Raw genomic sequence first — 4923 nt, 5'->3', positions numbered from 1 at the left:
TAGAAAAAGAAACTATGCAGATTTGCACTGTTTCACTTGATGGCCGTAATGGTGGCACTTTTGCCCACGAACTTCTAGCTGTTGAGTATGCAGGGTGGATCTCGCCAAAGTTCCGCTTGCAGGTTAATCAAACTTTTATTGATTACCGTTCTGGCAAGTTGGTTGCTGCTTATCCGGTTAAAAGTCAATCAGGATTACCTGAATACCGACTTGCTAAAGCAGAGCAGTTGAAGTCTGTTGCTCTTGAAAAAAACATAGCTTCGATTGAAAGACTAAATATGCTCTTGCCGAACCTAGATCACTTGGCTAAACAGACGCTGGCAGCATCGGTGATTAATCCCTTGATTGGTCAAGATGTGATTCCTCTCCCTGTATTGGAAGAGAAATATTACACGGCTGGTGAAGTAGGAAAGATGCTGGATCTGTCAGCTAACAAAATCGGGCGGATTGCTAATGAGCACAATCTGAAAACCGAGCAATACGGGAAGTTTTTCCTGGATAAATCCGCCCACTCTAACAAACAAGTTGAGGCATTTCGTTATAACGAAAACGGCATCAAGGCACTTAGACATTTGATCCACGGCGTTGAAGTAGCTTAAGGACTTAAGGCCACGGATGGCTTACTGTAAATAAATTCAGTAGCGTAATGTAATAGTATGGATATATATATTTTGCTTTGGTATATTTTTGGCGGGCGCTTGAGACTATCTGTCTCTGGCGTGCTGGAGCGGATAGAAGAAAGCCCCAAATGATCTTTCAATCAATTTGAGGCCCATCTATGCGTAGCAACATAAGATTAGCCTCTTACACGCCGAAAGGCAAGGAGACGCTAACCATGAAACAGCAAAAAGCGATATTTATCGCCATCGTTATCTGTGTTGCCGCTTTAGCGGCGGTACTTATCACGAGAAAGGACCTCTGTGAAGTTCGCATTCGAAGCGGACAAACCGAGGTTGCTGTTTTCATGGATTACGAAACCAAGTAAGAGCAACGGCGGGGAGTCATCCCCGCCATCTCTTGTTGTTGAGCATGACTCTCAAGCGCCCTATCACCAACTCTTAATTGCTATCCTGTCATTTTATTTATATCTAGCCGCTTAATTGCGGTTTTTTGTAAGCCATCCCTAGCTTGGGCTGTAACTTTCTAAACACTTGTAGAGCAGTGCATAAAAGGCCCGCAATAGGGCTATTTCTTACCCTTTTCGTTTCTTTCAAGTTTTACCGCGTTTTCTGCGGCAAGCTTCGCAATTTCTTCTAAGATCTCTCGCTCATAGAGGCAATTTATTGTCTTTAGCTGTGTTTCTGATGATGATTGACTCTGATTACTTAGTTCGTGCTTTCTTACTGCATCTAACAAAATGGCAACAATCTCAGCATTTACAGACCTCTTGTTGTCTGATGCCATGTTTTGCACTGCATCTTTGAGGTCTTGGGGTAGACGAATGTTTATCTGTGGATCACGACGCATAAATAGAATCCGGCATAATAAATTGTTGACATAGTAGCCAATCACTATTAGTCTATCAATAGTAGCCAATGGCTATATTATATGGAGGAGCCATGAGTAATATAGGAAGACCACCACAAGTAAATATTAGGATGCCAAACGAAGTAAGAGAAAGCTTGAAGTGTATTGCAAATACACAAGATAGATCTATGAACTATGTAATCGTTAAAGCACTTAAAGAATACATAGATAGAAACAGCGAGGCCCTAACTACTGGTAATAGCCAGGGCCTCTAATTTGTCCAATCCAAACCGAAGGAATCTAGACATGTCAAGTATAGCAATTAATGCAATCGATAACACTATCAATGTACCGTTCCACGGCAATGATCTTTATGTTGTTAATCACAACGGTGAGCCATACGTTCCAATGAAGCCCATTGTTGATGGTATGGAGTTAACTTGGCAACCTCAGTTAGAGAAATTAAAAACACGCTTTTCAAAAGGTATAACGGAAATCGTTATACCTACAAAAGGCGGTTTACAATCAATGACTTGCCTAGCTTTGCGCAAGTTAGCTGGCTGGTTAAGTACTATTAGCCCAAACAAAGTTAAAGCCTCTATTCGTGAGAAAGTCATTCAATATCAAGAAGAATGCGACGACGTTCTCTATGAATATTGGACCAAGGGTGAAGTAACCAAAAAGACAAAAACCACAACAGACGAACGTACCCCATTGCGTGATGCTGTAAATATGCTTGTGGGTAAAAAGGGATTGATGTACCCGGAGGCTTGCAGTTTCATTCATCAGCGTTTTAACGTCTCTCACATTGATCAGTTGCCAGCGGAGAGAATCCCCGAAGCTATCGAGTATGTTCATAAGCTTGTATTAGATGGTGAGTATCTTGGCAAACAGCAAGAATTACCAGCACCCCCGAAGATTCAATTCACAGATGATGAGCTGTGTAGTCTTTGCTGGTTATGGCGAGATGCTGTTGAGATGATTAGTTCAATATCTGATGTTTATCCAATTCTGAAAGCAGCAGAACATAAACTTGAAGGTAAATATTATTCAATGTCACGTGAATATCCACGAAACATGAACATAGCCCGGCGCTTATTAGAAAGAGAGACAGCGCATATTGAGTGCGCATCGTTTACCTATAGTGACTGGCGGGTATTGCATAACCTGAGAATCCCTAACAGTCCATTTTAACCCTAAGCCAAGGATGGCTCAGATTTGAGCCATCATGCTAAGCGTGTTTAGCAGGTTTGATTAAACTATCCGCAGGTATCCCGAACATTTTATGTAAGTTCCATACCATCGGTAGCGTGAGGCTACGCTTGCGATTAAGTATTTCGTACACACGATTTACTTTACCGATAGCCGGTACTAGGTCTTTTGCTGTTAGCCCAGATTGCTCCATTCTGAATTTGATAGCTTCGATTGGATCTGGTGGGTCAATCGGGAAATGCTCAGTCTCATAGGCTTCAATCAGCAAAACCATGATTTCCATATAATCAAATTCTGGAGATCCAGATTCAGGCTGATTATCAAACAGCGGTGAGATGGCTTTTAATGCTTCTTGATAGTCTTGTTCTGTTCTGATTGGTTTAATATTCATTGTTCACTCCGGCTCAATTGTATTGGCATCTATAGCATCGTATTGTTTGTGTGTGCCGATGAATTTTACGTACACCCAGCCAGCGGGATAAAAGATCGAAACTATTAGACGATAGTTATTTCCTTTAATATTAAATACCACGCGATTGTTTTTCAGGATGCTTGCATTGCGGTATTGCGCTTTAATATCAGCAGGGTTTTTCCATATGGCTTTTTTTGCCTCGTCAACCCAAGCTTTCAACTGTTGTTCAGCATCGGGATAGATTTCCCAGAATTGCTTTAATGTACTGACTGAGATAATTTTCATAAAGTTATACTAGTCCCATTTTGGGACTGATGCAAGTATTTTGTTCGCTACACCGCTTAAGTGCGGTTTTTTTGTATCCAAAGCACAAGGTGGTGATATGCCATTTATCAAAGACGCCATTTCCTCCTTTTTGGGTAAAGATCAGGAATGGTCATGGAAGGAACATTTACACCCGGCATCATTTCGTGGAGTGCCATTTGCCGTGGTGTCCGGGGAGAGTGTTTTCGGTAGGCGACAAGCTGTACATGAATACCCTTATAGAGATACCGCGTGGATTGAAGACTTAGGCCGCAGTAGCCGAAAAATCACCCTTCGCGGTTTCATTATTCAAGACAGTAAAGTTTATTCAGCGCCTGATGTGATCACGCAGCGTAACAACTTGGTTGCGGCGTGTGAAGAGGGTGTAAGCGGCACATTAATACACCCCACGCTTGGGGAGCTAACAGTTAGCGTTACTGAATCCGGCTTGCGCGTGAATGAGAGTGCGGATAATGGCCGGGTGTTTGAGTTCACGCTTACAGTAATTGAATCCGGTCTCAAAGTCTTTGCTGTCACAAATAGCACGGCGGCAGACAGCAAAGTGAATGCCAATTGGCTCAGAACGGCTACAACGACAGTCGCTAAATTTGTTTCAATGGTAAAAGGCGAGATCCGCACTGTCACCCAAGCAGTCAAAACCATCAAGCAGACCATTAATTTTTGGGAAAAGATGGTGCAGTCATCAATCGATGAAGTCACTAATATCAGTGATACGCTAAATTCAACGTTCGGTAGTAAGCGTTATGGTCGTTACAGTCGCGGCAAGATTGGCGGTTCCGTCTCCGGTGCAACGGGTGTTGTACTGCGTAATAATGACAGTGAAAACTACAAAAATGTGGTCAATGAGAAAATGGCCGGGGCGGTCATGGGACGAGAAGCAATATCAAAAGCCCTATCACAACTCAACAATGCTAACTCGATTGAGGGGGTGGCTGGTGGAGTACAATTAGTTATCAATGTAATCATTAATACAACGGGTAGTACGACAGAGAAAGTCCGTGTATTTGAAAATCTTGCCAGCTTTAAAAATACGCAATATCAGCAAAGCAGTGTAGATAAGAATGTAGCAGAAGCCACGACATTGTTGATCATTGTTTTGTCTGCCGGCGCAATGGCAAAAACAGCAAGTGAACTCATTCCCGCCAATCGTGACGAGGCCACAACAATTCAGCGGCGTGTTTGTGAGTCTCTTGATAACGCCATTATCAAAGCGGGTGATCTGGCGGCTGATGATATTTTTCAAGCCCTTGTTCAGCTACGTTATGAATTTGTTGAAAGTTTCTCACTGAAAGATGCCAAGGGGAGATTAACACAGTTTAATTTACCCTCTGTATTACCCGCGCTGAATATTGCTAATCGCATTTATCAAGATGCGGAACGTAGTGATGAGCTAGTCCAAGCCGTCTCTCCAGTTCACCCGGCGTTTATGCCCATTAAATTCAAGGCGCTGAAACAATGAAAAGTGATGAGTTGTCATTAGTGATCGGTGGGCGAAGGATCTTTGGATG

Annotated in this window: 8 protein-coding genes; 5 read left to right on the top strand and 3 right to left on the bottom strand. The window is 42.6% G+C overall.

The features are described from left to right. Both C5469_RS22115 and C5469_RS22110 read left to right on the top strand, forming a co-directional pair. Positions 1-599: KilA-N domain-containing protein (locus C5469_RS22115; protein ID WP_166310783.1), on the top strand; the 599-nt coding region annotated here is incomplete at its 5' end. A 236-nt stretch (positions 600-835) separates the two neighbouring features. After that, the gene (locus tag C5469_RS22110) at positions 836-985 is read left to right on the top strand and encodes a Hok/Gef family protein (protein WP_166310349.1); all 150 of its coding nucleotides are present in this window, start codon (positions 836-838) and stop codon (positions 983-985) included. A gap of 200 nt (positions 986-1185) precedes the next feature. Here the strand turns inward: C5469_RS22110 and C5469_RS22105 are convergent, their stop codons facing one another. After that, positions 1186-1467 carry an Arc family DNA-binding protein gene (locus tag C5469_RS22105; protein ID WP_166310781.1) on the bottom strand — a complete coding sequence of 94 codons (282 nt, stop codon included), beginning with the start codon at positions 1465-1467 and terminating at the stop codon, positions 1186-1188. A gap of 92 nt (positions 1468-1559) precedes the next feature. On the opposite strand from C5469_RS22105, the gene C5469_RS22100 reads away from it, so the two are divergent. Then, entirely contained in the window at positions 1560-1742 is a 183-nt protein-coding gene (locus C5469_RS22100) for a CopG family ribbon-helix-helix protein (protein ID WP_166310779.1), read from the top strand. Between the two features lie 31 nt (positions 1743-1773). Beyond that, positions 1774-2661: a phage antirepressor N-terminal domain-containing protein gene (locus C5469_RS22095; RefSeq protein ID WP_166310777.1), complete on the top strand. Its 888-nt coding sequence runs from the start codon at positions 1774-1776 to the stop codon at positions 2659-2661. A gap of 37 nt (positions 2662-2698) precedes the next feature. On the opposite strand, the gene C5469_RS22090 is transcribed toward C5469_RS22095, so the two are convergent. Further along, positions 2699-3070: a helix-turn-helix domain-containing protein gene (locus tag C5469_RS22090; protein ID WP_166310775.1), complete on the bottom strand. Its 372-nt coding sequence runs from the start codon at positions 3068-3070 to the stop codon at positions 2699-2701. Positions 3071-3073: 3 nt separating this feature from the next. Next, positions 3074-3376 carry a type II toxin-antitoxin system HigB family toxin gene (locus C5469_RS22085; protein ID WP_166310773.1) on the bottom strand — a complete coding sequence of 101 codons (303 nt, stop codon included), beginning with the start codon at positions 3374-3376 and terminating at the stop codon, positions 3074-3076. A gap of 97 nt (positions 3377-3473) precedes the next feature. Between C5469_RS22085 and C5469_RS22080 the strand changes: the two genes are divergently transcribed. Further along, positions 3474-4874, top strand: a complete 1401-nt coding sequence (locus C5469_RS22080; protein ID WP_166310771.1) for a DNA circularization protein — start codon at positions 3474-3476, stop codon at positions 4872-4874. The last annotated feature ends 49 nt before the right edge of the window (positions 4875-4923 follow it).

Origin of the sequence: Photorhabdus cinerea, from assembly GCF_011189575.1 — a bacterium.
Classification (GTDB): Bacteria; Pseudomonadota; Gammaproteobacteria; order Enterobacterales; family Enterobacteriaceae; genus Photorhabdus; species Photorhabdus cinerea.
Note: the sequence above shows the minus strand (reverse complement) of the source record. Positions and strands in the feature narration are given on the sequence as shown.

What these genes read in the sequence shown, in the direction of transcription:
- C5469_RS22110 (WP_166310349.1), top strand. Translation starts at nt 836, where the DNA reads ATGAAACAGCAAAAAGCGATATTTATCGCCATCGTTATCTGTGTTGCC.
- C5469_RS22105 (WP_166310781.1), bottom strand. Translation starts at nt 1,467, where the DNA reads ATGCGTCGTGATCCACAGATAAACATTCGTCTACCCCAAGACCTCAAA.
- C5469_RS22100 (WP_166310779.1), top strand. Translation starts at nt 1,560, where the DNA reads ATGAGTAATATAGGAAGACCACCACAAGTAAATATTAGGATGCCAAAC.
- C5469_RS22095 (WP_166310777.1), top strand. Translation starts at nt 1,774, where the DNA reads ATGTCAAGTATAGCAATTAATGCAATCGATAACACTATCAATGTACCG.
- C5469_RS22090 (WP_166310775.1), bottom strand. Translation starts at nt 3,070, where the DNA reads ATGAATATTAAACCAATCAGAACAGAACAAGACTATCAAGAAGCATTA.
- C5469_RS22085 (WP_166310773.1), bottom strand. Translation starts at nt 3,376, where the DNA reads ATGAAAATTATCTCAGTCAGTACATTAAAGCAATTCTGGGAAATCTAT.
- C5469_RS22080 (WP_166310771.1), top strand. Translation starts at nt 3,474, where the DNA reads ATGCCATTTATCAAAGACGCCATTTCCTCCTTTTTGGGTAAAGATCAG.